This is a genomic window from Klebsiella sp. Sb-30 (genome assembly GCF_057652795.1).
Genome location: NZ_CM172749.1, coordinates 3,670,753 through 3,695,891, shown reverse-complemented (window position 1 = coordinate 3,695,891; position 25,139 = coordinate 3,670,753). Strand labels below are relative to the sequence as shown.

At 56.4% G+C, this 25,139-nt stretch carries 24 protein-coding genes, 5 tRNA genes and 1 other RNA gene; 18 read left to right on the top strand and 12 right to left on the bottom strand.

Annotated elements, in window-relative coordinates; genetic code table 11:
• Positions 1-99 precede the first annotated feature (99 nt).
• The 12 genes from tolA to pnuC all read left to right on the top strand — a co-directional run bounded on the left by tolA (position 100) and on the right by pnuC (position 7,335).
• Positions 100-1,437, top strand: coding sequence for a cell envelope integrity protein TolA (gene tolA / locus AC236I_RS17285; protein ID WP_044349716.1), 1,338 nt, complete (start codon positions 100-102; stop codon positions 1,435-1,437).
• A 129-nt stretch (positions 1,438-1,566) separates the two neighbouring features.
• On the top strand, positions 1,567-2,859 hold the full coding sequence (tolB, locus tag AC236I_RS17280; protein WP_004859698.1) for a Tol-Pal system beta propeller repeat protein TolB: 1,293 nt from the start codon (positions 1,567-1,569) through the stop codon (positions 2,857-2,859).
• A 34-nt stretch (positions 2,860-2,893) separates the two neighbouring features.
• On the top strand, positions 2,894-3,418 hold the full coding sequence (gene pal / locus AC236I_RS17275; RefSeq protein ID WP_004859700.1) for a peptidoglycan-associated lipoprotein Pal: 525 nt from the start codon (positions 2,894-2,896) through the stop codon (positions 3,416-3,418).
• Between the two features lie 9 nt (positions 3,419-3,427).
• A complete protein-coding gene (gene cpoB, locus AC236I_RS17270; protein WP_004859702.1) occupies positions 3,428-4,216 on the top strand; it encodes a cell division protein CpoB in 789 nt (262 codons plus the stop codon).
• A gap of 162 nt (positions 4,217-4,378) precedes the next feature.
• Positions 4,379-4,454, top strand: a tRNA-Lys gene (locus AC236I_RS17265).
• Between the two features lie 138 nt (positions 4,455-4,592).
• A tRNA-Val gene (locus tag AC236I_RS17260) sits at positions 4,593-4,668 on the top strand.
• 3 nt (positions 4,669-4,671) lie between these two features.
• Positions 4,672-4,747 (top strand) — tRNA-Lys (locus AC236I_RS17255).
• Between the two features lie 142 nt (positions 4,748-4,889).
• A tRNA-Lys gene (locus AC236I_RS17250) sits at positions 4,890-4,965 on the top strand.
• Between the two features lie 128 nt (positions 4,966-5,093).
• Positions 5,094-5,169, top strand: a tRNA-Lys gene (locus AC236I_RS17245).
• 22 nt (positions 5,170-5,191) lie between these two features.
• Positions 5,192-5,325: non-coding RNA, RtT sRNA (locus AC236I_RS17240), on the top strand.
• 210 nt (positions 5,326-5,535) lie between these two features.
• Positions 5,536-6,579: a quinolinate synthase NadA gene (nadA, locus tag AC236I_RS17235; protein ID WP_487608561.1), complete on the top strand. Its 1,044-nt coding sequence runs from the start codon at positions 5,536-5,538 to the stop codon at positions 6,577-6,579.
• A 36-nt stretch (positions 6,580-6,615) separates the two neighbouring features.
• On the top strand, positions 6,616-7,335 hold the full coding sequence (gene pnuC / locus AC236I_RS17230) for a nicotinamide riboside transporter PnuC (protein WP_487608560.1): 720 nt from the start codon (positions 6,616-6,618) through the stop codon (positions 7,333-7,335).
• Here pnuC and zitB read toward each other — a convergent pair.
• A complete protein-coding gene (zitB, locus tag AC236I_RS17225; protein WP_004859706.1) occupies positions 7,332-8,270 on the bottom strand; it encodes a CDF family zinc transporter ZitB in 939 nt (312 codons plus the stop codon). The genes pnuC and zitB overlap by 4 nt on opposite strands.
• A gap of 408 nt (positions 8,271-8,678) precedes the next feature.
• Between zitB and aroG the strand changes: the two genes are divergently transcribed.
• Entirely contained in the window at positions 8,679-9,731 is a 1,053-nt protein-coding gene (gene aroG / locus AC236I_RS17220; protein ID WP_004859708.1) for a 3-deoxy-7-phosphoheptulonate synthase AroG, read from the top strand.
• Positions 9,732-9,826: 95 nt separating this feature from the next.
• On the opposite strand, the gene gpmA is transcribed toward aroG, so the two are convergent.
• From gpmA to modE, 7 genes are all read right to left on the bottom strand, one after another.
• The gene (gene gpmA / locus AC236I_RS17215; RefSeq protein WP_004859709.1) at positions 9,827-10,579 is read right to left on the bottom strand and encodes a 2,3-diphosphoglycerate-dependent phosphoglycerate mutase; all 753 of its coding nucleotides are present in this window, start codon (positions 10,577-10,579) and stop codon (positions 9,827-9,829) included.
• A 207-nt stretch (positions 10,580-10,786) separates the two neighbouring features.
• Entirely contained in the window at positions 10,787-11,830 is a 1,044-nt protein-coding gene (gene galM / locus AC236I_RS17210) for a galactose-1-epimerase (RefSeq protein WP_054829420.1), read from the bottom strand.
• On the bottom strand, positions 11,824-12,972 hold the full coding sequence (gene galK / locus AC236I_RS17205; RefSeq protein ID WP_004859713.1) for a galactokinase: 1,149 nt from the start codon (positions 12,970-12,972) through the stop codon (positions 11,824-11,826). The genes galM and galK overlap by 7 nt, the downstream gene beginning before the upstream one ends.
• 2 nt (positions 12,973-12,974) lie before the next feature.
• Positions 12,975-14,021 carry a galactose-1-phosphate uridylyltransferase gene (galT, locus tag AC236I_RS17200; protein ID WP_015584864.1) on the bottom strand — a complete coding sequence of 349 codons (1,047 nt, stop codon included), beginning with the start codon at positions 14,019-14,021 and terminating at the stop codon, positions 12,975-12,977.
• A gap of 9 nt (positions 14,022-14,030) precedes the next feature.
• Positions 14,031-15,047, bottom strand: coding sequence for a UDP-glucose 4-epimerase GalE (galE, locus tag AC236I_RS17195; RefSeq protein ID WP_004859716.1), 1,017 nt, complete (start codon positions 15,045-15,047; stop codon positions 14,031-14,033).
• A 207-nt stretch (positions 15,048-15,254) separates the two neighbouring features.
• Positions 15,255-16,730 carry a molybdate ABC transporter ATP-binding protein ModF gene (gene modF / locus AC236I_RS17190; RefSeq protein ID WP_032717173.1) on the bottom strand — a complete coding sequence of 492 codons (1,476 nt, stop codon included), beginning with the start codon at positions 16,728-16,730 and terminating at the stop codon, positions 15,255-15,257.
• A gap of 67 nt (positions 16,731-16,797) precedes the next feature.
• A complete protein-coding gene (gene modE / locus AC236I_RS17185) occupies positions 16,798-17,586 on the bottom strand; it encodes a molybdenum-dependent transcriptional regulator (protein ID WP_004859720.1) in 789 nt (262 codons plus the stop codon).
• A gap of 153 nt (positions 17,587-17,739) precedes the next feature.
• Here modE and AC236I_RS17180 point away from each other — a divergent pair, with 153 nt between their 5' ends.
• From AC236I_RS17180 to modC, 4 genes are all read left to right on the top strand, one after another.
• On the top strand, positions 17,740-17,889 hold the full coding sequence (locus tag AC236I_RS17180) for an AcrZ family multidrug efflux pump-associated protein (RefSeq protein WP_004859721.1): 150 nt from the start codon (positions 17,740-17,742) through the stop codon (positions 17,887-17,889).
• Positions 17,890-18,047: 158 nt separating this feature from the next.
• A complete protein-coding gene (modA, locus tag AC236I_RS17175; RefSeq protein ID WP_004859724.1) occupies positions 18,048-18,821 on the top strand; it encodes a molybdate ABC transporter substrate-binding protein in 774 nt (257 codons plus the stop codon).
• Positions 18,821-19,510 (top strand): molybdate ABC transporter permease subunit, encoded by a 690-nt coding sequence (modB, locus tag AC236I_RS17170; RefSeq protein ID WP_004859726.1) that lies wholly within the window; start codon positions 18,821-18,823, stop codon positions 19,508-19,510. The genes modA and modB overlap by 1 nt, the downstream gene beginning before the upstream one ends.
• Before the next feature lie 2 nt (positions 19,511-19,512).
• Positions 19,513-20,571, top strand: coding sequence for a molybdenum ABC transporter ATP-binding protein ModC (gene modC, locus AC236I_RS17165; protein WP_015584861.1), 1,059 nt, complete (start codon positions 19,513-19,515; stop codon positions 20,569-20,571).
• Here modC and AC236I_RS17160 read toward each other — a convergent pair whose 3' ends face one another.
• Positions 20,572-21,390 (bottom strand): pyridoxal phosphatase, encoded by an 819-nt coding sequence (locus AC236I_RS17160; protein WP_004859730.1) that lies wholly within the window; start codon positions 21,388-21,390, stop codon positions 20,572-20,574.
• A 173-nt stretch (positions 21,391-21,563) separates the two neighbouring features.
• On the opposite strand from AC236I_RS17160, the gene pgl reads away from it, so the two are divergent.
• Positions 21,564-22,559 (top strand): 6-phosphogluconolactonase, encoded by a 996-nt coding sequence (gene pgl, locus AC236I_RS17155; RefSeq protein ID WP_054829419.1) that lies wholly within the window; start codon positions 21,564-21,566, stop codon positions 22,557-22,559.
• Between the two features lie 138 nt (positions 22,560-22,697).
• On the opposite strand, the gene AC236I_RS17150 is transcribed toward pgl, so the two are convergent.
• The 3 genes from AC236I_RS17150 to AC236I_RS17140 are packed head-to-tail and all read right to left on the bottom strand — an operon-like array spanning position 22,698 to position 25,127.
• Positions 22,698-23,327 carry an NrsF family protein gene (locus AC236I_RS17150; RefSeq protein ID WP_004859734.1) on the bottom strand — a complete coding sequence of 210 codons (630 nt, stop codon included), beginning with the start codon at positions 23,325-23,327 and terminating at the stop codon, positions 22,698-22,700.
• The gene (locus AC236I_RS17145) at positions 23,320-23,871 is read right to left on the bottom strand and encodes a sigma-70 family RNA polymerase sigma factor (RefSeq protein WP_004859737.1); all 552 of its coding nucleotides are present in this window, start codon (positions 23,869-23,871) and stop codon (positions 23,320-23,322) included. The genes AC236I_RS17150 and AC236I_RS17145 overlap by 8 nt, the downstream gene beginning before the upstream one ends.
• A gap of 17 nt (positions 23,872-23,888) precedes the next feature.
• On the bottom strand, positions 23,889-25,127 hold the full coding sequence (locus AC236I_RS17140; protein WP_015584860.1) for a protein-disulfide reductase DsbD family protein: 1,239 nt from the start codon (positions 25,125-25,127) through the stop codon (positions 23,889-23,891).
• Between the last annotated feature and the right edge of the window lie 12 nt (positions 25,128-25,139).

The following is a 25,139-nucleotide window of genomic DNA, read 5'->3' as shown; positions in this document are numbered from 1 at the left end:
TTCGGATATGTGCGCCCGCCGGACCGCTGGCTGCGAGAATAACAGACTCGTGGCCGGCGAGAGTAGCGGGGACAGGCGAACAGTTTTTGGGAACCGATAGTGTCAAAGGCAACCGAACAAAACGACAAGCTTAAACGAGCGATCATAGTTTCAGTCGCGCTGCACATCATTCTGATCGCGCTGCTGATCTGGAGTTCGTTCGACGAGCATCTGGATGCCTCAGCCGGCGGCGGCGGAGGTTCTTCCATTGATGCGGTGATGGTTGATCCTGGGGCGGTGGTGAATAATTACAACCGCCAGCAGCAGCAGCAGGCCAGCTCGCGCCGTGCCGCCGAGCAGCGCGAAAAGCAGGCTCAGCAGCAGGCTGAAGAACTGCGTGAAAAGCAGGCCGCTGAACAGGAGCGTCTGAAGCAGCTTGAGCAGGATCGTCTGCAGGCGCAGGAAGCGGCTAAGCAAGCGAAGGAAGAGCAGAAGCAGGCTGAAGAAGCGGCGGCGAAAGCGGCGGCAGCGGCGAAAGCCAAAGCGGATTCTCAGGCGAAAGAAGCACAGGAAGCGGCAGCGAAAGCCGCTGCTGACGCGAAAGCGAAGGCAGACGCGCAGGCTAAAGCGGCGGAAGCTGCGGCAGCGAAAGCCGCAGCCGATGCGAAGAAACAGGCAGAAGCCGAAGCGGCGAAAGCTGCGGCGGATGCCCAGAAGAAAGCCGAAGCCGATGCGGCGAAGAAAGCGCAGCAGCAGGCTGAGAAGAAAGCCCAGCAGGAAGCCGCTAAGCAGGCCGCGGCTGAGAAAGCTGCTGCGGAAAAAGCCGCTGAGAAAGCAGCAGAAAAAGCAGCGGCGCAAAAAGCCGCCTCTGAGAAAGCGGCAGCAGAAAAGGCCGCCGCAGCAGAGAAAGCCGCCGCGGAGAAAGCGGAAAAAGCTGCCGCAGCGAAAGCCGCAGCAGCGGAAAAAGCCGCAGCCGATAAAGCCGCCAAGGCTGCTGCAGCTAAGGCCGCCGCAGCGAAAGCCGCGGCAGCGAAAAAAGCCGCGGCAGCGAAAGATGCTGATGGCGTAGACGACCTGCTCGGCGATCTGAGTTCAGGTAAGAATGCGCCTAAAGGTAGCACCAGCGGTAGCAATGGAGGCTCATCTCCTGCTAAAGGAAGTAAACCGGGGCAGGGGGGCGCGTCTCAGGCTGAGATTGCCAGTTATATTTCGCAGGTTCAGGCGGCGATTAAAGGGCATCTCTATGACTGGGACACGTACAAAGGTAAAACATGTACGTTACGCGTGAACCTGGCTCAGGACGGGACGTTATTGAGCGTGAAGTCGGAGGGAGGCGATCCTGCTTTCTGTCAGCAGATGCTGGCGGCAACCAGCCGGATGAGCAAGTTCCCGAAACCGCCTTCTCAGGCTGTGTATGAGACGTTCAAAAATGCACCACTGGACTTCAAACCGCAGTGATGTGTTTCCCGGCGTGAGCGGGGGAACACAATCCAGGGCTGACGCCGGGTTTTGGTAGTTTTGTGTATTTGAGTTTGTTAACATTCTGCTAAATTATCGTGGGCTTTCCGTCCGGATAAGGGAGATATGATGAAGCAGGCATTACGAGTAGCGTTTGGTTTTTTAATGCTGTGGGCGGCGGTGCTGCACGCAGAAGTACGTATCGAGATCACCCAGGGGGTGGACTCGGCGCGCCCGATCGGTGTTGTACCGTTCCAGTGGGCAGGGCCGGGTGCCGCGCCTGAAGATATTGGCGGTGTCGTTGCGGCTGACCTGCGTAACAGCGGTAAGTTCAACCCACTGGATCGCTCGCGTCTGCCTCAGCAACCGGGGACGGCACAAGAGGTTCAACCTGCGGCATGGTCTGCGCTGGGTATTGATGCGGTGGTTGTCGGTCAGGTGACCGGGAACCCTGACGGATCGTACAACGTGGCTTACCAGCTGGTTGATACCGGTGGTGCTCCGGGGACGATTCTGGCGCAGAACTCTTATAAGGTGACTAAACAGTACCTGCGCTATGCGGCTCACACCGCCAGCGATGCGGTATTCGAGAAGCTGACCTCTATTAAGGGCGCCTTCCGTACCCGTATTGCCTACGTTGTGCAGACTAACGGCGGCCAGTTCCCGTATGAGCTGCGCGTCTCCGACTACGATGGTTATAACCAGTTTGTTGTCCACCGTTCACCGCAGCCGCTGATGTCTCCGGCATGGTCTCCGGATGGTTCTAAACTGGCTTATGTGACCTTCGAAAGCGGCCGTTCTGCGCTGGTGGTCCAGACTCTGGCAAATGGCGCGGTGCGTCAGATAGCCTCCTTCCCGCAGCATAACGGGGCTCCGGCCTTCTCGCCGGATGGCAGCAAACTGGCATTCGCATTGTCGAAAACCGGTAGCCTGAACCTGTATGTGATGGATCTGGGTTCGGGTCAGATTCGCCAGGTGACCAATGGTCGCAGCAACAACACCGAACCAAGCTGGTTCCCGGATAGTCAGAATCTGGCCTTTACTTCCGACCAGGCCGGTCGTCCGCAGGTGTATAAAGTCAGCGTCGGCGGCGGTACTCCGCAGCGTATCTCCTGGGAAGGTTCTCAGAACCAGGATGCGGATGTCAGCAGCGACGGTAAATTTATGGTAATGGTCAGCTCGGCCAACGGTCAGCAGCACATTGCCAAACAAGATCTGGTAGCGGGTGGCGTACAAGTTCTGTCGTCAACGTTCCTGGATGAAACGCCAAGTCTGGCACCTAACGGCACTATGGTAATCTACAGCTCTTCTCAGGGGATGGGATCCGTGCTGAATCTGGTTTCTACAGATGGGCGTTTCAAAGCGCGTCTTCCGGCGACTGATGGACAGGTAAAATTCCCTGCCTGGTCTCCGTATCTGTGATAATAAATAATTGATTATTAAAGGAATCAAAGAAATGCAACTGAACAAAGTGCTGAAAGGGCTGATGATCGCTCTGCCGGTTATGGCAATCGCGGCGTGTTCTTCTAACAAGAACGCCAGCAACGACCAGAGCGGTGAAGGCATGCTGGGTGCCGGCACTGGTATGGATGCTAACGCTAACGGTGGCAACATGTCTTCCGAAGAGCAAGCTCGTCTGCAAATGCAGCAGCTGCAGCAGAACAACATCGTTTACTTCGATCTCGACAAGTACGATATCCGTTCTGACTTCGCTGCAATGCTGGATGCGCACGCTAACTTCCTGCGTAGCAACCCATCCTATAAAGTGACTGTTGAAGGTCACGCGGATGAACGCGGTACGCCGGAATACAACATCGCTCTGGGTGAGCGTCGTGCTAACGCCGTTAAGATGTATCTGCAGGGCAAAGGTGTTTCTGCTGACCAGATCTCCATCGTTTCTTACGGTAAAGAAAAACCTGCAGTACTGGGTCACGACGAAGCGGCTTACGCTAAAAACCGTCGCGCCGTACTGGTTTACTAAGAGAATTGCATGAGCAGTAACTTCAGACATCATCTGTTGAGTCTGTCGTTACTGGTTGGCATAGCGGCCCCCTGGGCCGCTTTTGCTCAGGCGCCAATCAGTAGTGTCGGCTCAGGCTCGGTCGAAGACCGGGTCACTCAACTCGAGCGTATTTCTAACGCTCACAGTCAGCTTTTAACCCAACTTCAGCAACAGCTCTCCGATAACCAGAATGATATTGACTCCCTGCGCGGCCAGATTCAGGAAAGCCAGTATCAGCTCAATCAGGTTGTCGAACGCCAGAAGCAAATTCTGTTACAGATCGACGGTCTGAGCAGCGGTGGGGCGGCGGCAGGTGCACAGCCATCGTCTTCGGCAGGCGATCAGGGGGCGGCGGCTACCGCGGCGCCAGCGGCCTCTACCGGCGCTCCTGCTTCAACCGGAGATGCAAATACGGACTACAATGCGGCTATTGCGCTGGTGAAGGATCCATCCCGCCAGGATGACGCGCTGGCAGCATTTCAGAATTTCGTCAAAAAGTACCCGGATTCAACCTATCAGCCGAACGCGAACTACTGGCTCGGTCAGTTGAATTACAATAAGGGGAAAAAAGATGATGCCGCTTACTATTTTGCTTCCGTGGTGAAGAATTACCCTAAATCCCCGAAAGCGCCTGATGCCATGTTTAAGGTCGGCGTGATTATGCAGGATAAAGGTGATACCGCGAAGGCGAAGGCTGTTTACCAACAGGTAGTCAGTAAATTTCCTGGAACCGATGGCGCGAAACAGGCTCAGAAACGTCTTAATGCCCTTGGGTGATTATGGCATGACCAGAAATCGCATTATTTCTGGTCTTGTCGCGTGAATCCTAAGCAGTCAGATGTTTTTTATCGAAATACTTGTTGCGCTGAATTCTTAAATCAGTAATATATGCCGCCGTTGCCACGGGATATCGAACAAGCCTGAAGCGACGAAAAAAGTGGGTCGTTAGCTCAGTTGGTAGAGCAGTTGACTTTTAATCAATTGGTCGCAGGTTCGAATCCTGCACGACCCACCACTAACTACCAGGGTGGAACGGTAGTAAAACGTGAAGGATAACGTTGCGTCAGCAACGGCCCACAGGGCGAGGCAAAGCCGAGTCTTCCTCCACGAACCACCGCTGACTTTAGTCAGATGTAGTATCCAGCGTAGTATCGGGTGATTAGCTCAGCTGGGAGAGCACCTCCCTTACAAGGAGGGGGTCGGCGGTTCGATCCCGTCATCACCCACCACTCGGGTCGTTAGCTCAGTTGGTAGAGCAGTTGACTTTTAATCAATTGGTCGCAGGTTCGAATCCTGCACGACCCACCAATTTAACATCGAACTCAGATGTTGAACGTGAAGGATAACGTTGCGTAGCAACGGCCCACAGGGCGAGCGAAAGCGAGTCATCCTGCACGACCCACCAGTTTAAGATTGGTGACGAGTGAAAAAATTCAGGTAGTACCCGAGCGGGTCGTTAGCTCAGTTGGTAGAGCAGTTGACTTTTAATCAATTGGTCGCAGGTTCGAATCCTGCACGACCCACCACTTTAACATTGAAGTTGATGTTAAATGTGAAGGATAAGGTTACGTAGCAACGGCCCACAAGGCCAGCGAAAGCCAGTCATCCTGCACCACCCGGCATCCTGAATATTGCAAGTATTAAGTCCCGAAAGGGGTCGTTAGCTCAGTTGGTAGAGCAGTTGACTTTTAATCAATTGGTCGCAGGTTCGAATCCTGCACGACCCACCAATGTAAAAAGGCGCCCTAAAGGCGCCTTTTTGCTATGCGCAGAATTTAACGATTCGAACCTGCGGCAGGTTCGAGTCGAGCAAGGCGAGACAACGGAGCCGCTGGCGGCGACGGCCCGAAGGGCGAGCAAAGCGCGTTATCCTGCACGACCCACCAATGTAAAAAGGCGCCTTTTTGCTATCTGTTGTTTTCCCTCCATAAATATTAATCCTCCCTTTTTTTGCCTTCAGACGACAATAAATTCCGCACGACATTTTCTGTACAATCCGCTATCTTGTTTAGCATATAAAACATCATGACCGCCGCTATGCCCTCTGAAGGCATATTAACGGTATTTGAGTTAAGCCAGTAAAACGAGATTGCAAGATGAGCGTAATGTTTGACCCTGAAACGGCGATTTATCCTTTCCCGCCGAAACCATTGCCATTAAGTCGCGATGAAAAACACTTTTACCGTGAAAAGATTAAACGTCTGCTGCGCGAGCGCGATGCGGTGATGGTTGCTCATTACTATACTGACCCTGAAATTCAGCAGCTGGCTGAAGAGACCGGCGGCTGTATCGCTGATTCTCTGGAAATGGCTCGTTTCGGCGCCCGCCATTCCGCCTCGACGTTGCTGGTGGCCGGAGTGCGCTTCATGGGGGAAACGGCAAAAATTCTCAGCCCGGAAAAGACCATCCTGATGCCAACGCTGAATGCCGAGTGTTCTCTGGATCTCGGCTGCCCGATTGAGGAGTTCAACGCGTTCTGCGATGCCCACCCGGATCGTACCGTCGTCGTTTATGCCAACACCTCAGCGGCGGTTAAAGCGCGTGCCAATTGGGTTGTGACTTCCAGTATTGCCGTTGAACTTATTGAACATCTCGACAGCCTCGGGGAAAAAATTCTCTGGGCGCCCGACCGTCACTTAGGGCGGTACGTGCAGCGGCAAACCGGGGCAGATGTTTTGTGCTGGCAGGGCGCCTGTATTGTCCACGATGAGTTTAAAACCCAGGCGTTAACGCGGATGAAAGCCCTCTACCCCGATGCCGCCATTCTGGTGCATCCTGAATCACCGCAGTCCATTGTGGATATGGCGGATGCGGTAGGGTCTACCAGCCAGCTGATTGCCGCGGCTAAAACGCTTCCGGCGCGCCAGCTCATTGTCGCCACCGATCGCGGGATCTTCTACAAAATGCAGCAGGCGGTACCGGAAAAAGAGCTGCTGGAAGCACCGACGGCGGGAGAAGGGGCAACCTGTCGTAGCTGCGCCCACTGTCCGTGGATGGCGATGAACGGCCTGCAAGCGATTGCAGAGGGGCTGGAAAACGGTGGCCCCGAACACGAAATTAAGGTCGATGCGCAGCTGCGCGCCGGCGCATTAGTCCCGCTGAACAGAATGCTGGATTTTGCGGCTACACTTCGGGGATAGTGGTTAATTACGCAATCAATACAGTGCGGGGAAAATATGGATTTTTTTAGTACGCAGAATATCCTGGTGCATATACCCATCGGCGCCGGCGGATACGACTTATCATGGATCGAGGCGGTCGGCACGCTTGCCGGGCTGCTGTGTATCTGGCTGGCGAGTCTGGAAAAGATCAGCAACTATGCATTTGGGCTGGTCAACGTCACCTTGTTTGCCATTATTTTCTTTCAGATTCAGCTTTATGCCAGCCTGCTGCTACAGGTCTTTTTCTTTGCCGCCAACGTTTATGGCTGGTACGCCTGGTCCCGGCAAACCAGCAGCCATGAAGCCGAACTGCGTGTTCGCTGGTTGCCATTACCGAAGGCGCTGGGCTGGCTGACGGCTTGTATCGCGGCAATTGCGCTGATGACGGTCTTCATTAATCCGGTCTTTGCCTTTCTGACGCGGATCGCGGTCACGCTTATGCAGAGCCTGGGACTGCAGGTCACGATGCCGGAACTGCAGCCGGATGCCTTCCCGTTCTGGGACTCCTGCATGATGGTGCTGTCGATCGCCGCCATGATTTTGATGACCCGTAAATATGTCGAAAACTGGCTGCTTTGGGTGATCATCAACGTCATCAGCGTGGTGATTTTTGCCCTTCAGGGCGTCTACGCGATGTCGCTGGAATATCTGCTTTTGACCTTTATTGCCCTTAACGGCAGTCGGATGTGGATGAACAGCGCGCGTGAGCGAGGTTCTCACGCGTTTTCTCGCTAATGGTGGTGATGAGGGTCGTGCCCGGCGTGCGTCATGTTGAGATGGCATTCCGGGCCGTTACAGGGCTGGTACTCCATCTGCACGGTCACATGCCCGATATTATATTTATGCTGCAAAAAGGCCTGGATACGATTCAGCAAGGCATCGTGATCGTGCGGCGGGACAACCTGAACATGCAGCGTCATGACCGTTTTTTCACCAACCAGCCAGACGTGGACGTGATGCACATCGCGGACTTCCGCCACCGAACGGCGTAAATCCCGCTTTAACCCCTCGACATCTAATGATCGCGGCGCCCCTTCCAGCAGTTCGTTCAAACTTTCCTGCAACAGCCGCCAGGCGCTGCGCAGTACCAGACATGAGACCAGCACCGACAAAATCGGGTCAATTGGCGTCCAGCCGGTGGTGAGAATCACGAGAGCGGCAACGATCGCCCCGACCGAACCCAGCAAGTCGCCCAGTACGTGTAAGGCGGCCGCGCGGACATTAAGATTTCTTGCTTCACTGCCGCGGTGCAGGATCCAGAATGCCAGTATGTTCGCCAGAAGCCCGGCAACGGCAATCACCATCATTGTGGTGCCGGCAACGGGCTGAGGATGGTTAAAGCGTTGAATTGCTTCCCAGACAATCAGAATGGTAATCACAACCAGCGCAATGGCGTTGACGAAGGCCGCCAGCGTGGTCAGACGCAGCCAGCCGAAGGTGTGACGGGTATTGGGTGGACGGCTGGCGAAGCGGACCGCGAGTAGCGCAAATAACAGAGCGGCTGAATCGGTAAGCATGTGACCGGCATCAGCCAGCAGCGCCAGCGAGCCGGAAACGACACCGCCGATGGCTTCAACAAGCATAAAGCCGGCGGTGACGATGAAAGCCTGCAACAGGCGTTTTTCGTTACCGCGATCGGTGGTTTCTGACGGAGTGTGAGCATGGGCCATTACAGAATCCTGTCATTATTTTATCAATTAGTCTCTGACCTTATTACAGATTAACCACAATCAGGCGTCTGTTCCATCAGCCAATGTCGATAGGGCAAGGTACGGCGGCATGTGTCTGCAACAAGCCGCAAATGAGGCAACAATAGGGTGAAAGCACGGGGAGACGGAGTAATGTCGAATCATTCCCCCGTCAGTGCAATATATAATATTTACATATGATAATTTTTCAGAGTATAAAACTGATGTTAAGGCTCTTTTTTTCGCCATTGTTATGGTTTGTATTGTTTTTATCTGTTTAATCAGTGAATTACCCTTGTGACTGTAAAAGTCTGTTTACACTTTTCTGACGGCGAGTTAGATTGAAAGCATTGCACACAATTGATTAAGTATGGCAACGCTGGAAAGAAAATGAATTATCAGAACGACGATTTACGTATTAAAGAGATCAACGAATTATTACCTCCCGTTGCCCTCCTGGAAAAGTTCCCCGCGACCGAAAATGCTGCTAACACCGTGGCGCACGCTCGTAAAGCGATCCATCAGATCCTGAAAGGCAACGACGATCGTCTGCTGGTGGTGATTGGCCCGTGTTCTATCCACGATCCTGCCGCTGCGAAAGAGTATGCTGAACGCCTGCTGACGCTGCGTGAAGAGCTGAAGGGCGAGCTGGAAGTGGTGATGCGCGTTTACTTTGAAAAACCGCGTACCACCGTTGGCTGGAAAGGGTTAATCAACGATCCGCATATGGATAACAGCTTCCGCATCAACGACGGCCTGCGCATTGCGCGTAAGCTGCTGCTGGAGATTAACGACAGCGGACTGCCTGCGGCGGGTGAATTCCTCGATATGATCACCCCGCAGTACGTCGCTGACCTGATGAGCTGGGGCGCCATCGGCGCACGCACCACGGAATCCCAGGTGCATCGCGAGCTTTCATCTGGCCTCTCTTGCCCGGTAGGTTTTAAAAACGGGACCGACGGGACAATAAAAGTGGCAATTGACGCGATCAACGCCGCCGGCGCGCCGCACTGCTTCCTGTCAGTGACCAAATGGGGCCATTCGGCGATTGTGAATACCAGCGGCAACAGCGACTGTCATATCATTCTGCGCGGTGGCAAAGAGCCGAACTACAGCGCGAAGCACGTTGCTGAAGTGAAGGTTGGGCTGGCGAAAGCGGGCCTGCCGGCGCAGATCATGATTGATTTCAGCCACGCAAACTCAAGCAAGCAGTTTAAAAAACAGATGGAAGTGGGCGCCGATGTTTGCCGGCAGATTGCCAGCGGCGAGCAGGCAATTATGGGCGTGATGATTGAAAGCCATCTGGTGGAAGGTAGCCAGAGTCTGGAGAGCGGCGTGCCGCTGGCCTATGGCAAAAGCATCACCGATGCCTGCATCGGCTGGGAAGATACCGATACCATCCTGCGTCAGCTGGCGGATGCGGTAAAAGCCCGTCGCGGTTAATCCGCCGTCTGGCCCGGCAGAGCGTCGCGACGCCGGGATTCAGAGCCATAAAAAAAGCGTGGACGAATCCACGCTTTTTTTATGGCTGGCGATAATTATTTCGCTTTACCCTGGTTTGCTACCGCGGCGGCTTTTGCAGCGATTTCATCCGCATTGCCCAGATAGTAGTGTTTGATCGGTTTGAAGTTTTCATCGAACTCATAAACCAGCGGTACGCCGGTCGGGATGTTCAGTTCAAGGATTTCGTCTTCGCCCATATTGTCCAGGTACTTCACCAGCGCACGCAGGGAGTTGCCGTGAGCGGCGATAATCACGCGCTCACCGCTTTTCAGACGCGGCAGAATGGTTTCGTTCCAGTAAGGCACAACGCGCTCGATGGTCAGCGCCAGGCTTTCGGTTACCGGCAGCTCTTTATCGGTCAGTTTAGCATAACGCGGATCGTGGCCCGGATAGCGCTCGTCGTCTTTGGTCAGCTCCGGCGGAGTAATGGCAAAGCCACGGCGCCACTGTTTAACCTGCTCATCACCGTATTTCTCAGCGGTTTCAGCTTTGTTCAGACCCTGCAATGCCCCGTAGTGACGCTCGTTCAGTTTCCAGGATTTCTCAACCGGCAGCCAGGCCTGGTCCAGTTCATCCAGGACGTTCCACAGAGTATGGATGGCACGTTTCAGCACAGAGGTATAAGCAAAATCGAAGCTGAAGCCTTCGTCTTTCAGCAGTTTACCTGCCGCTTTTGCTTCACCTACGCCTTTCTCGGACAGATCGACGTCGTACCAACCGGTGAAACGGTTTTCATTGTTCCATTGGCTTTCGCCATGACGGACCAGTACCAGCTTAGTTACAGCCATACACTTACTCCTCAAGCTTTGTTTGAATGATAACAATTCTCATTATATTGCCGCAATTTGAGCCACGGCAATGCTTATCCCTAACCATAGCGAAAATAGTGGCTCAGTGTAAGATGCTTGTAAAACGGCGGTTATATTTTTGTCTGTAAGTGGCGTAATTTGCAGCAAAATGGCGAAAAAAAAGCCCTCCATCAGGAGGGCGGGGGCTTATCGGGCAATAAACTGATATTCCGTCAGACTGACGTACTCCTCGCCCGGGCGCAATATGCAGTCGGGCTGGGGCCATTCCGGGTGATTGGGTGAATCCGGCAGAAATTCACTCTCCAGCGCCAGGCCTTGCCAGTCGGCGTACGGCTGTTCGGTACGCGACGGCGTACCGCCCAGGTAGTTACCAGAATAAAACTGCAGGGCAGGGGCGGAGGTATATACCGCCATCTGCAGTTGACCATCCTGAGACCAGACATGGGCCGCCGCCTTGCGGGCATCGCCTTTTGCCTGTAGCAGGAAAGCATGATCATACCCTTTGACTTTCTGCTGATCGGCATCACGAAGAAAATCGACCGCTACGGTTTTCGGCGAGCGAAAATCGAAGCTGGTCCGGGCGACGTCCTGCAAATGGCCGCCCGGAATACCGTCGCTCTCCACCGGCAGGTAGCTGTCGGCGAAAATTTGCAGCTGGTGGTTGCGGACGTCCGTCTGCCCACCGTCGAGGTTGAAGTAGACGTGGTTGGTCAGGTTGACCGGACAGGGCCTGTCAACCGTCGCACGATACTCAATAGCGATGCGGTTATCTTCAGTAAGACGGTAGTGCGCCGTGGCTTTCAGGTTGCCGGGAAAACCCTGGTCGCCGTCATCAGAGGCGAGGGCAAACAGCGCCTGATGTTCGTCGGCGCTAACGATCTGCCAGCGACGTTTGTCAAAGCCGTCTGGCCCGCCGTGCAGCTGATGACCGGCTTCGTTAGAAGGGGTCAGTTGGATCGTCTGGCCATCCAGAGTAAACCGGCTGTTGGCGATACGGTTGGCATAGCGGCCCACGGAGGCGCCGAGATAGGCCGCCTGGCGGGTATAGTTTTCCGGCGAAGCGCAGCCGAGCAGCGCTTCGCGTACTTCGCCGTTGGCCAGCGGTACCCGGGCGGATAATAATGTTGCGCCCCAGTCCATCAGCGTGACCACCATCCCGGCATTATTCCGCAGGGTGATCAGATTCCACGGCTGCCCGTCCGGCGCCAGGTCTGTCGTTTGGTTTAGCACTGGCCGGCCCCCTGTGACGGTTTGCACACGTAGAAGGTCTCTTTGATGCCGGTTTTCGCTTCATACTGCTGCGCGACGGCTTGCTTAACGGTATCAACGCACTCTTCCGGCACCAGCGCCACGACGCAGCCGCCAAATCCGCCGCCGGTCATGCGTACGCCGCCTTTATCGCCGATGGTGGCTTTGACGATCTCCACCAGCGTGTCAATTTGCGGAACGGTAATTTCAAAATCATCGCGCATCGAGGCATGAGATTCCGCCATCAGTTCACCCATACGCTTGAGGTCGCCTTTTTCCAGCGCGGTGGCGGCTTCGAGCGTACGCGCATTTTCGGTCAGGACATGGCGGACGCGTTTCGCAACCACCGGATCCAGCTCATGGGCAACGGCATTGAACTCGGCGATTTTGACGTCGCGCAGCGCAGGCTGCTGGAAGAAACGCGCGCCGGTCTCACACTGTTCGCGACGGGTGTTGTATTCGCTACCGACCAGAGTACGTTTAAAATTACTGTTGATGATCACCACCGCGACGCCTTTCGGCATCGAGACGGCCTTGGTTCCTAATGTGCGGCAGTCAAGCAGCAGCGCGTGATCTTTCTTACCCAGCGCTGAGATAAGCTGGTCCATGATGCCGCAGTTGCAGCCGACGAACTGGTTCTCCGCTTCCTGGCCGTTGAGGGCAATTTGCGCCCCGTCCAGCGGCAGATGATACAGCTGCTGGAACACGGTTCCGACGGCCACTTCCAGCGAAGCGGAAGAGCTTAACCCCGCCCCCTGCGGCACATTACCGCTGATCACCAGATCGGCGCCGCCAAAATGGTTATTGCGCTTCTGCAGGTGTTTCACCACTCCGCGGACGTAGTTTGACCACTGTTGGGTCTCGTGGCTGACAATCGGCTTATCAAGGGAGAACTCGTCGCTCTGATTGTCATAATCGGCGGCAATCACCCGGACAATACGGTCCGTGCGCGGCGCGCAGCTGATCACCGTCTGATAATCAATCGCGCAGGGCAGCACGAAGCCGTCGTTGTAGTCGGTATGTTCGCCGATCAGATTGACGCGGCCCGGTGCCTGAATAACGTGGGTCGCAGGGTAGCCGAACTTTTCAGCAAACAGGGTTTGGGTTTTCTCTTTCAGACTCATTGTTATTCTCCGGATTCGCGAAAATGGACGTCGCTCACTGCCCGCAGGCGTTCGGCGGCTTGTTCAGCCGTCAAATCGCGCTGAGTTTCAGCCAGCATTTCGTAGCCGACCATAAATTTACGCACCGTCGCAGAGCGCAGCAGCGGCGGATAAAAGTGAGCGTGTAGCTGCCAGTGATTATTCTCTTCGTTATTAAACGGCGCCCCGTGCCAGCCCATGGAATAAGGGAATGAGCACTTGAACAGGTTGTCGTAACGGCTGGTCAGCTTTTTCAGCGCCAGCGCAAGATCGCTACGCTGGGCTGCGGTTAAATCGGTGAGGCGCTGAATGTGTGCCTTCGGCAGCAGCAGCGTCTCAAAAGGCCAGGCCGCCCAGTAAGGTACGACGGCCAGCCAATGTTCTGTTTCGACGACAGTCCGGCTGCCGTCGGCTAATTCGCGCTGAACGTAATCCACCAGCATCGGCGAACCCTGAGCGGCGAAATACTCTTTTTGCAAACGATCTTCGCGTTCCGCCTCATTTGGCAGGAAGCTGTTGGCCCAGACCTGGCCGTGCGGGTGCGGGTTGGAGCAGCCCATCGCCGCGCCTTTATTCTCAAACACCTGCACCCACGGATAGGTTTGGCCCAGCTCAGCCGTCTGTTCCTGCCACGTATTAACCACCTCTTCCAGCGCTTCAACGCTCAGCTCAGGCAGCGTTTTGCTGTGATCCGGCGAGAAGCAGATGACCCGGCTGGTGCCGCGTGCGCTTTGACAGCGCATCAGCGGATCGTCGCTATTCGGGGCATCGGGCGTGTCGGTCATCAATGCCGCAAAGTCATTGGTAAACACGTAGGTACCGGTGTAATTCGGGTTCGTGTCGCCGGTGACGCGGGTGTTACCCGGACACAGAAAACAATCCGGATCGTGCGCCGGCAAGGTTGCTTTTGCCGGCGTTTCCTGCGCCCCTTGCCAGGGGCGCCTGGCGCGATGCGGTGATACCAGAATCCACTGCCCGGTTAACGGGTTATAACGACGATGCGGATGGTCGACGGGGTTAAATACGCTCATGACGGTTCCTTAGTCTGGGTAACCCTGCGGATGACGGGACTGCCAGTGCCAGGTGTCCTGCGCCATCTCGTCAAGGTCGCGCGTAACGCGCCAGTTCAGCTCGCGGTCGGCCTTTTCGGCATCCGCCCAGTAGGCCGGGAGGTCGCCATCGCGGCGCGGCGCGAAGTGGTAATTAACAGGTTTGCCGCAGGCTTTACTGAAGGCATTGATCACGTCGAGGACGCTGCTGCCGACGCCTGCGCCGAGGTTATAAATGTGTACGCCTTCGCGGCCCGCCAGTTTTTCCATCGCCGCAACGTGGCCGTCGGCGAGATCCATGACGTGGATATAGTCGCGTACGCCGGTACCGTCAGGGGTCGGATAATCATTGCCGAAAACGGCCAGCGATTCGCGACGACCAACGGCCACCTGCGCGATATAAGGCATCAGGTTGTTCGGGATACCCTGCGGATCTTCGCCCATGTCGCCTGACGGATGCGCGCCGACCGGGTTGAAGTAACGCAGCAGCGCAATGCTCCAGTCCGGCTGGGCCTTTTGCAGGTCGGTCAGAATTTGTTCGACCATCAGCTTGCTTTTGCCATACGGGCTCTGCGGCGTACCGGTCGGGAAGCTTTCGACATAAGGGATCTTCGGCTGATCGCCGTAGACGGTCGCGGAGGAGCTAAAAATAAAGTTCTTCACGCCAGCGGCGCGCATGGCGGAAACTAATTTAAGTGTACCGGTGACGTTATTGTCGTAGTATTCCAGCGGCTTCGCGACGGATTCGCCGACGGCTTTCAGGCCGGCAAAGTGGATCACTGCTTCAATAGCGTGATCGTGCAGAATTTCCGTCATCAGCGCTTCATTACGAATATCGCCTTCGACAAAGGTGGCTGTTTTCCCGCCGAGACGTTCAATGACCGGCAATACGCTGCGCTTACTGTTGCAGAGATTGTCGAGAATAATCACTTCATGTCCCTGCAGCAGCAGTTGAACGCAGGTATGACTTCCAATGTAACCGCTACCACCTGTAACCAGTACTTTCATGATTCGCTCCAATAGGCTTATCGTGTGTGATGAAGATAGCATATCAAAGAAGTGGAAAGTGTGACACAGGCCAAATTGGTGGAATCGCTTACACTAAAAGACACAATGCGATATTTTTACTTTTTAGTGTTTAAAAACAGCATGTTGATTGTTTTTCTGGTTATTTCTCTGAAAAAAAAACAGGGGGGCATGGCCCCCTGTTTTGGCTCAGTCCGTGAGTGGACCGACCTGATAAGTGTAACCGTCTCCACTGCGCACAAACTCCAGACGATGGGTAATGCAGTCCGGCGCATCTTCGGCGTGATGGGAGACAAACAGCAGCTGAGTGGCACCTTCGCTAATCAAAACATCCACGAAGCGCCGTACCAGCTGACGGTTAAGCGGATCCAGTCCCTGCAGGGGCTCGTCAAGAATCAACAGCGTCGGATGCTTCACCAGCGCCCGGACGATCAGCGCCAGCCGTTGTTGTCCCCAGGAGAGACTGTGGAACGGCGCATCGGCGGTACGTTTGTCGATTCCCAGTATATCCAGCCAGTTCTGCACCAGCTTGCGCTGCTTATCAGAAACGGCCTGATAAATACCGATAGAGTCGAAATAACCCGACAGGATCACGTTGCGAACCGTGGTACTGACGCGGTACTCAAGATGCAGACTGCTGCTGACGTAGCCAATATGCTTTTTGATGTCCCAGATGGTTTCACCGCTGCCGCGGCGGCGGCCAAAGAGGGTCAGGTCGTTGCTGTAGCCCTGCGGATGGTCGCCGGTCACCAGACTGAGCAGGGTCGATTTCCCGGCGCCGTTGGGACCGACGATCTGCCAGTGCTCACCGGGGTTAACCGTCCAGCTCAGGCGCTCGATGATCGGCCGGTCGTTGTATGACACCACGCCATCCCGCAGGACGATGCGCGGGGCCCCGGCGTCGAGAGCATGGCGGGCGGCGGGGGCGTCTGGTTCCGGTAAGCTCATGCCAGCCAGTTTTTCACTGTGCGCCAGCTGGGCAATCAGCGCCTGTTGCAGCAGCGCCTGCTTTTCGCCGGTTTCGCTCAGGGTGCAATCGGCCAGCACGCCGGCAAACTGGACAAACGACGGGATTTCGTCGAAGCGGTTGAGTACCAGGACCAGCGTGAGCCCTTCGAGGTGCAACCGCGCCAGCAGCCCGGCAAGCTGCTGGCGGGAAGCCACGTCCAGGCCGTCAAACGGCTCATCGAGAATCAACAGGTCCGGCTGCGTCATCAGCGCCTGACAGAGCAGCGTTTTACGCGTTTCTCCGGTGGAAAGGTATTTAAAGCGGCGCTGGAGCAAAGAAGTAATGCCAAACAATTCCGCCAGACGCGCGCAGCGGGCGGCGTCTTTGGACTCTTCCTGAATAATCTCTTCCGTCGTGCGGCCGGTGTCCTCTTCGCCTGGGCTGAGTAGGTCCGTATTGTTGCGTTGCCATTCATCGCTGACCAGCTTCTGCAGCTGTTCGAAGGAGAGGCGGGTTACCCGGGAAAAGCGGTTTTCATACTGGCCGGACAGCAGGGTGAGCTCACCGGACAGCGCGCGAGCCAGCGCCGACTTCCCGCTGCCGTTGCTGCCGACGAAGGCCCAGCTCTCGCCAGCGCCAACGGTGAGGTGCTCGATTTTTAACGTTTTTGTGTCGCTCAGGCGAAACGTACCTTGCGAAATTTGCAATGATGACATTGTGTATCCCACTTTTTGCAGCGATTTGCCACAGGGATACGACGTCACGCGCGCAATGTCAATGCCGTCAGCATAACGTGGCGAGAATGATTCGATCGGCATTAAAATATGCTATCGCCTCAGCACCTTCTGCCAGTTTTCGGGTCTGTTCCAGCGGTAGGGTGGCGCACAAACTCTGGCCATCAGGCAGCGCCATCAGCACTTCACACTGTTCCGGGCCGTATTCGATATGGCTGATCCGCCCGGCGAGTTGGTTATCGGCCTCTTTGGCAACCGCCGGATCCTGAGTCATCCCCACCCAGGGAGCCTTCAGTAGCACCAGCACTTCCTGACCCTCATCCAGGCCAAGGCGCTCTGCGCTCTGCGCGGTGATAGCGACTTTTAAGCGGGTCTGACGATCGGCAAGAAGCACGTCGACATGCTGCTGTACCTGCTGGTGGTCGCGACCGGTGATGGTACCAAACCACTGGTTACGCGCGCTGGTCTGCAGCGAGAAGCGCGAAATAGCGGCCAGCAGGCTGTCGAGAGGCAAGGCATCGTCGTCGCTCAACACATCGAAAGCTTTTTGCTGAATTTGCGCCAGCAGATCGTACAGCTGGATCAGCCGCTGTCCGTAGCGGGTCAGCACGGCACCGCCGCCGCCTTTACCGCCGGTAGCCCTGTCCACCAGCGTCTGTTCGCTGAGCTGGTTCATCTCATTGATGGCGTCCCATGCGCTTTTATAGCTAATGCCCGCGTTTTTCGCGCCCTGGCTAATCGAACCGGTGGAATCGATCTGTTTTAACAGGGCGATACGACGCGGATCGGCAAACAGGCGCTGCTGTAGCTTGAGGGTCAGAAGAATTTCAGCCTGCATAATGATATCCTGGCAAAAAAGAGTATTGTGACCGATAGCGGGCATCTTGCAAGATGCATCTGTCGCCGTTATCGGCCAGCCATCGCACAAATGGGGCGTGTTTTTCCAGCTGAAGCGGTTACAATAAAGCATTCGTACTTTCTGGAGCCAACCATGTTAGAGCTATTGAAAAGTCTGGTTTTTGCCGTTGTCATGGTCCCGGTGGTGATGGCCATCATCCTCGGTCTGATTTACGGTCTGGGCGAAGTGTTTAACATCTTCTCCGGCGCAGGTCACAAAGATCGCGGCCAGCAGAACAACTGATTTCCCGGCGCCCGGTTTTCCGGGCGTTTTCATTTCCTCGTTCTTTTCTTTTTTTCACCCTCTTTTGATCCTCCTCTGGCTACCACCAATTCGCGCTGGGAAAACCCTGATCTTATCGTTATATTGTCATATACATAACGCAACTACAGGAGTTTCAGATGGCACGTCAATGGTTACGCTTGTTTGCCGGAGCGACGCTAACACTTTCCGTCGCAGGGCACGCGCTGGCAGAAGAAGGGAAAATTACGGTGTTTGCCGCGGCATCGTTAACGAATGCAATGCAGGATATTGCGAAGGCCTATAAGAAAGAGAAAAACGTCGATGTGGTCTCCTCGTTTGCCTCTTCATCCACGCTGGCTCGGCAAATCGAAGCCGGCGCGCCTGCGGATCTGTTTATCTCTGCCGACCAGAAATGGATGGATTACGCGGTCGAGAAAAAAGCGATTGATACCGCCTCGCGTGCAACGCTGCTTGGCAACAGCCTGGTCGTTGTCGCGCCTGAAGCCAGCGCGCAGGGCGACATAGTGATTAACAACAAAACCGACTGGACCAGCCTGCTGAAAGGCGGCCGTCTGGCCGTTGGCGACCCGGAGCACGTGCCGGCAGGTATCTACGCCAAAGAAGCGCTGCAAAAACTGGGTGCCTGGGAGACGCTGGCGCCGAAACTGGCACCGGCTGAAGACGTGCGCGGAGCGCTGGCGCTGGTTGAGCGTAACGAAGCCCCGCTGGGTATTGTCTACGGTTCCGATGCGGTGGCGAGCAAAGGTGTGAAAGTGGTCGGGACGTTCCCGGAAGATTCGCACAAGAAAGTTGAATACCCGCTGGCTATCGTCGACGGGCATAAAAATGCCACCGTCACCGGATTTTACGACTACCTGAAAGGACCGCAGGCGGCCGCCATCTTCAAACAATACGGATTTACCACCCGCTAATGATTTTAAGCGATCCCGAATGGCAGGCGGTACTGCTGAGCCTGAAAGTCTCATCCCTGGCGGTGGTGTTAAGCTTACCTTTTGGGATTTTTATCTCATGGCTGCTGGTGCGGCGCAATTTCCCCGGAAAGGCGCTGCTCGACAGTATTATCCACCTGCCGCTGGTGCTGCCGCCGGTGGTGGTGGGGTACCTGCTGTTGATTGCCATGGGTCGGCGCGGTTTTATCGGCAGCTGGCTATATGACTGGTTCGGTTTGACCTTTGCCTTCAGCTGGCGCGGGGCGGTGCTGGCGGCGGCGGTCATGTCCTTTCCGCTGATGGTGCGGGCCATTCGTCTGGCGCTGGAAGGGGTGGACGTGAAGCTGGAACAGGCGGCGCGAACTCTGGGGGCGGGCCGTTGGCGGGTGTTTTTTACGATAACGCTGCCGCTGACGCTGCCGGGCATTATCGTCGGTACCGTTCTGGCCTTCGCCCGTTCGCTAGGGGAGTTTGGCGCCACTATTACCTTTGTCTCCAATATCCCGGGGGAAACGCGCACTATTCCTTCGGCGATGTATACCCTGATTCAAACCCCCGGCGGCGAAGGGGCCGCCGCGCGCTTATGTTTGATTTCCATCGTGCTGGCGCTGGTTTCGCTGCTGGTTTCTGAATGGCTGGCGCGGCTCAGCCGCGTGCGGACGGGGAAATAACCATGCTTGAACTCCATTTTACCCAGACGCTGGGCAGCCACTGCCTGAGTATCGATGAAACGCTGCCTGCCAGCGGCATCACCGCCGTTTTTGGCGTCTCCGGCGCAGGCAAAACCTCCCTGATTAATGCCATCAGCGGCCTGACCCGGCCGCAGAAAGGGCGAATTGTGCTCAACGGCAGGGTTTTAAATGACACGGAAAAACGCATCTGCCTGGCCCCGGAAAAGCGGCGGGTGGGCTATGTGTTTCAGGATGCACGCCTGTTTCCGCACTATAAGGTGCGCGGCAATCTGAAGTACGGCATGGCGAAAAGTATGGCCGGTCAGTTTGATAAGCTGGTGGCGCTGCTCGGTATCGAACCGCTGCTTGATCGCCTGCCGGGGGGGCTGTCCGGCGGAGAAAAGCAGCGTGTGGCGATTGGCAGAGCGCTTCTCACCGCACCTGAGCTGTTGCTGCTTGATGAGCCGCTGGCTTCGCTGGATATCCCTCGTAAACGTGAGCTTCTGCCGTACCTGCAGCGGCTGGCGCGGGAAATACATATCCCGATGCTCTACGTCAGCCACTCGCTTGATGAGATTCAACATCTGGCGGATAAGGTGCTGGTGCTGGAGGAGGGGAGCGTCAAAGCCTTTGGCGATCTGGAGGAGGTATGGAGCAGCAGCGTGATGCATCCGTGGCTGCCGCCGGATCAGCAGAGCACAATACTGAACGTGTCCGTTGCCGCACAGCATCCCCGTTATGCCATGACCGCGCTGGCGCTGGGCGAGCAGCAGATCTGGGTGAACTATCTCGATCGGCCAATCGGCGAGGCGACGCGAATTCGCATTCAGGCCTCCGACGTCTCGCTGGTGCTCGAACAGCCGCAGCAGACCAGCATTCGCAATATTTTGCCGGCGCGGGTCGTGCAGTGTCTTGAAACACACGGACAGATCGAAGTGCAGCTGAACGTCAGCGGCCGTCCGCTGTGGGCGCGCATCAGCCCGTGGGCCAGAGATGACCTGGGGGTCACGCCAGGTCAATGGCTGTATGCGCAGATTAAAAGCGTATCGATTGCCGCCTGATTACAGCAGGTTGCGGTTGATGAAGTCGGCAATACTGTTGCTTTCGTTTTCGCCAATGACCACGTTGGCTCGCGCTTTGACTTCCTCAACCGCATTGCCCATCGCCACGCCGGTTCCGGCGGCTTCCAGCATGCTGAGGTCATTATAGTTATCGCCAAAGGCCACCACGTCCTGCATAGACAGGCCCTGTGCTTCCACCCACTGCGTCAGGCGCTTGCCTTTGCTGTTGCCCGCGCGGGCGATATCGACCTGATCGTGCCACGACCATTCGCACTCCAGACCCAGCGTCTGACCCACATCAAGGGCGAACTGCTGCAGCTTAGGTATATCTTCATCGGTGAGGGCAAACTTCCACACCGACTCGACGTCGCGGGCGGCCTGCGCCAGCGAAGCGACCTGGGTGAACACCGGACGCTGCTCGACGGGCAGCGACTGTGCCCAGCGGCTAGTACGGATAACGTGCCCGGTCGGACGTTCATAGAGCATTGCGTCGTCGACATACATCAGGCCGTGAATATCGTGCGCGGCGAGCATATCGGTCAGGCTCAACGCTTTATCAACCGGCATCGGATCGGACTGCAGAACCTTTTTTGCCTGATAATCATACAAATAAGTGCCATTACAACAAATTGCAGGTGTATCCAGAGCCAGTGCCTGATAAAAAGGATGGATAGCGACGTGATGTCGGCCAGTGACGACGATCACCTGGAACCCTGCCGCTCTGGCGCGGGCCAGGGCTTCCAGCGAGGCGGGCAGGATAGTTTTGTTGGAGGTGAGCAGGGTGCCGTCTAAATCCAGTGCAATCACGCGTGATGTCATGTGTTGTTTCCGGTTAATGATGAAAAAATTGCCTGGCATGATGGTACACCGCTATGCCTGCGGGGCAAATTTTTCAGCATCTACCGTTAAAAGAGTCTATACATTGCATCAGCTCAGCAGCTTGATGAATGAAATGTATACGTTTTCCCTGTGCAGTGAGGAAAGGAGCAGTCATGAAACAAACCGTTTATACCGCCAGCCCGGAAAGCCAGCAGATTCATGTCTGGAGTCTCGATCTTGAGGGTAACCTGAAGCTTGTTCAGGTTGTGGATGCCCCGGGTCAGGTTCAGCCGATGGTGGTGAGCCCGAATAAAGAGTATCTCTACGTTGGCGTACGTCCGGAGTTTCGCGTCCTGGCTTACCGCATTGCGCCCGATAACGGCGCGCTGACTTTCGCCGGCGAAGCGGCGCTGCCGGGCAGCCCGACGCATATTTCGACCGATCATCAGGGCCGTTTTGTCTTCAGCGCGTCCTATAACGCCGGCTGCGTGAGCGTTACTCCGCTGATCGATGGTCTGCCGGGTGAAACGGTGGCCGTTGTGGAAGGGCTGGAAGGGTGTCACTCGGCCAATATTTCGCCCGACAACCGCACCCTGTGGGTCCCGGCGCTGAAACAGGATCGTATTTGCCTGTTTACCCTCAGCGATGATGGCTTCCTCGCGGCGCAAGAACCGGCGGAAGTGACCACCGTTGAAGGGGCTGGCCCGCGTCACATGGTGTTCCATCCGAATCAGCAATACGGCTACTGCGTGAATGAACTGAACAGCTCCGTTGACGTCTGGGAGCTGAAAGATCCGCATGGCGAAATTGAGTGCGTCCAGACGCTGGATATGATGCCCGCCGGTTTTACCGACGTACGCTGGGCGGCGGATATTCATCTGACGCCGGATGGCCGTCATCTGTACGCCTGTGACCGTACCGCCAGCATCATCACCATTTTCAGCGTATCCGAAGATGGCAGCGTGCTGTCCATTGAAGGGTATCAGCCGACGGAGGCGCAGCCGCGCGGTTTCAATCTCGATCACAGCGGTAAATATCTGATCGCTGCGGGGCAGAAATCACACCATATTGCGGTCTATGAGATCGTCGGTGAGCAGGGGCTGCTGACAGAGAAAGGGCGCTATGCCGTCGGTCAGGGGCCAATGTGGGTGGTCGTTAACGCTTACTAAGTTGCAGAGATAAAAAACCTCGCCGCGGCGAGGTTTTTTTATCGGTTAGCGTAGTCTGAAGCGCCGGCAAACAAAGTGCCATCAACCTGATGGATGACCAGACCCGATAGCGCAGCGATGAGCGGTAGAGAACGCCCACTAATCCAGCGCCACCCAGCGCCTGCCAACCAACACCGTCAGCGCCACGATTGTGACTATCGCCGCCAGATGCATGACAAAATCCATCGGGTGCAGATGCACCGGATGGCAAAACGCCAGCAGGCTGACCGCCATGCTGGCAATGCCCAGTCCCGCCATTGCCAGGCTGCGCACCGGATGCAGCGTTCGGGTGCGGCGCAGACTGGCGATCATCAGCGCCATCATTGGCGTGCTGACCACCAGCAAAAAGGTAAAGCAGGGCGTGCTGTCGCTCTCCGCCACCCGCAGCGCCGGATAGGGAATGCTGCTGATACTCAACCCCAGCCACATCAGCCCAATCGGCAGCAGGGCTTTCCAGCTGAGCGAACGCCGGCCGGCAATGCTCATCGTGAAGGCGCTGCGAATCGCCAGCGCGCCGAGCACAAAAGCCAGCAGCAGCTGCACCACCGCCAGAGGGGCGCCGGGCTGTGACCAGTCGGTCGGACTGCGTTGCACAAGGAAACTGGCGGCAACCGCGCACGGCAGCGCCGCTGCCAGCCAGGTCAGAACCCGCCTGCCGGTTGACGGCAGGCGTTTCACCGGCCGCATGTCGCGCCCCAGTTTGTCAATTAACAGGTCATGATTAGTCATGATGAGCTCCAAAACGGCGCAGGTTTTTCAGCGCCCGATGCAGCAGCGATTTCACTGCGGCGACACTCAGATTATTATGTGCAGCGGCTTCCGTCAGGCTCATTTCGCGCAGATGGACATGCTCCACAATGGCTCGTTGGCGGGAGGGGAGCTGGCGCAAATAGCCCGCCAGCTCCTCCCGACTATCCCGCTTTTGCGGATCTGCTGACGTTGCCGGTTCCGGCAGCGTCTCTTCGGGGATCTCCCACTGCTGATAGCGGCCGCGACGGCGCAGCGCATCAACGGCCCGCGCCGAAATAATCGCCATCAGCCAGGGCAAAAAAGGGTAGCTCGGATCGTAGGTATGGCGTACCCGATGCACCGTCAGCAGCACATCCTGAATCACATCTTCGACTAACGCGTCGTCGGCGATTCGCTTACGTATCTGCGAACGAATGACCGGAACCAGCGCTTTTAACAGCCGGGTGTAGGCGAGCTGATCGCCCGCCTGCGCCTGCTCCATTAGCGCGGGCCAGCTTTCACGCGCGCTGTCGTTTATTTCCATAATCCGCCTTGTTGCGTTTATGCTTTTTTGCCGGTTGCCTGGTTCAGGGCGTTCACGACGATGCCCGGAGTCAGGAGCTGCGGCAGTACTTTCGGCGGCCCGCCATCGGCAGGATAGACCACGTACAGCGGCAGACCGCCCTGACCAAATTGATTCAGCGCATCATCGACGTCCGGATTAAATTTAGTCGAGTCTGCCACCATATACAGCGTCCCGGTTTTTGCCAGCGCCTCTTTTACGGCCTGGGTTGAAAGCGATGTCTTTTCGTTAACCTGGCAGGTGATACACCAGGAGGCGGTGAAGTTAACAAAGATCGCTTTGCCGTGGCCGCGCTGCGCCTCGACAGCCTGCGGCGTCCATTTTTCCGCAGCGGTTTCGGCGGTCGCGACAGTCTGTGCGCCGGGCGACACGGAATCAGCCTGAATCAGACCGACCAGCGGGGCAATAACCGCGACGGCGAGCAGGCCGGTGACGGCGAACAGGCGCTTATGCCCTTTGCCCTGAAAGCGGCGCTGCTGGGCGATACCATAGAGCCAGGCAGCAAAGCTCAGCACCACGGAGGCCGCCAGTAGCGTCGCCAGCGCGCTGCTACCGGCCTGCTGCGCCAGCACCCAAACCAGCCAGGCGTAAGCGCCGAACATCGGAAAGGCCAGCGCACGTTTAAGAATATCCATCCACCCGCCAGGACGGGGGAGGAGAGAAGCCAGCGCCGGAAACAGTGAGACGAGGGTGAACGGAGCGGAAAAACCGAGCGCGAGGGCAAAAAACACGACCAGCGCGGTGGCCGGCGGCTGCACCAGCGCATAGCCAATCGCACTGGCCATAAACGGCGCCGCGCACGGGGTTGCAACGACGATTGCCAGCGCGCCGGTCATCGCCGAGCGTAAAAAGGCGCCGCGGCCAATATCCAGAGCGCCGACACGCTGCGCCGATAGCCCGACCTCGAACACCCCCAGCAGGTTCAGCGCAGCGGCGAGGATCACCAGCGAAAGCAGGGCAATCACCAGCGGCGATTGCAGCTGGAACCCCCAGCCGACAGCGACGCCGCCGGCGCGTGCAGCCAGCAGAACACCGGCCAACAGCATCATGGTGACCATCACACCAAGTAAAAAAGCCAGCCCTTCGCGACGAGCGCCCACGGCGTTATCCGCATGGCGCAGAAGCCCGAGCGCTTTCAGGGAGATGACCGGAAAAACGCAGGGCATAAAGTTGAGTATGATGCCGCCAATAAAGGCGGCCAGCATGGCGGTGAGCATCGCTGGCCTCTT